The sequence below is a fragment of the Flavobacterium sp. CF136 genome, from assembly GCF_000282055.1.
Classification (GTDB): Bacteria; Bacteroidota; Bacteroidia; order Flavobacteriales; family Flavobacteriaceae; genus Flavobacterium.
In genome coordinates, this window is record NZ_AKJZ01000079.1 from 1 (window position 1) to 1,279 (window position 1,279).

Annotated in this window: 1 protein-coding gene and 1 pseudogene; one reads left to right on the forward strand and one right to left on the reverse strand. The window is 33.0% G+C overall.

What is annotated here, in order from left to right; translation table 11 throughout:
* Positions 1–215 precede the first annotated feature (215 nt).
* The gene (locus PMI10_RS19000) at positions 216–575 is read right to left on the reverse strand and encodes a hypothetical protein (RefSeq protein WP_007810865.1); all 360 of its coding nucleotides are present in this window, start codon (positions 573–575) and stop codon (positions 216–218) included.
* A 240-nt stretch (positions 576–815) separates the two neighbouring features.
* Here PMI10_RS19000 and PMI10_RS19005 point away from each other — a divergent pair.
* Positions 816–1,279: pseudogene (locus PMI10_RS19005) on the forward strand (glycosidase); the annotation flags it as partial.

Consider the following 1,279-nt stretch of genomic DNA (forward strand, 5'->3'; position numbering starts at 1 on the left):
GAAAATTAAGCAAAGATAATTGGCTTTAGCCGAAAAGCTGTATTTAAATTATAACCCTCCGGCTGAAGCTGGAGGCAACCCAAAATCGTCTTTTTAATAATCGCACTCAGGATTAGTAACTATTTTATTCTTCAATGTTAAACCTGAGTGGTTTGGTTATTATTTAGAAAAGTAATAAAAAAATCAGAATGGCTTAAACGACAAAATAATAAATATTAATTTAGACTTTCGGTACTTTTTATCCTTAAGCAATGTTCTGTTCCTAAAAAGAGCGGATCTCCATGTTTTTCTGACCAAAATCCATCCAGCACGTCTTTAGTTATACATCGGTAAACAGCTACACCTTTATAGGTTTTGCTTTCTTCGCCTTTGTATTTAAAATTGATTACCAGAATGTTGTCCTTAAAGAAGCCATGACCAGTTTGTTCCTGTGTATTATTAATTAGCCATTGTGCCGTAATCCGGTTGCTTTTGTCCAGGGACAAAGTCAAAATACCTTTATAAGTCATTTCATTACTATCATCCTGATTGCTTCCTGAAATGGAGTAATTACCAATTAAATCTTGTATTTTCATTTGTTTTTTCGATGCATAAATTTAGCAACTCGTATTTGTAAGGCCCGGAAGTTGGAGATACAAATCAGGGGCTCATTCCATTTTATTTTATAAAAGTAAATACATTTTTTAAGACAAAAAAGCGCTCCTCTCCCAAAAACAGATTTTGGGATAAGCATCAACAAAAAGTTTTAATAAAAAATTAAGTTTTTTCGTTAACAAAATTATTAACTTGTTATTATAATTAAAAAAAACAAATTTATGCGGGTATCAGTTGTACGAAAAGATATAAAATTTATACCAGATTCAAAAAGAGTTGTTGCGCGATATTTTATGAATGGCAACGAACGGACTCAGCAAATGGTAATTCGTATAATGATGCTGGATGAAAAGCAAGTATTGCAAACCCTGGAGCAAACCCTTCGTGAATTTGCAAGGCGTCACCGAAATATTTCAGCTGTTTTTTTTAGGCATTGCGAAATAATAAGACCAATAATCGAAGAAATGAAAATAGATTATGATGCAATGTCACTTGATCGAAAAATGCTCATAGGTTCTTATTGTACAATGGAATATGCGATAGAATCTGCAGCTATTTTTAACCCCTCAATTGTAGAAGATTTTGATCAGACGGGTCTGGAAGCAGGCGAAAAACGTGTTGTTATTTCTTTTCGTGCAACTGGAGAAGGTCATATTTCATCAATTGTTTTTAGAAGAGCAATTCT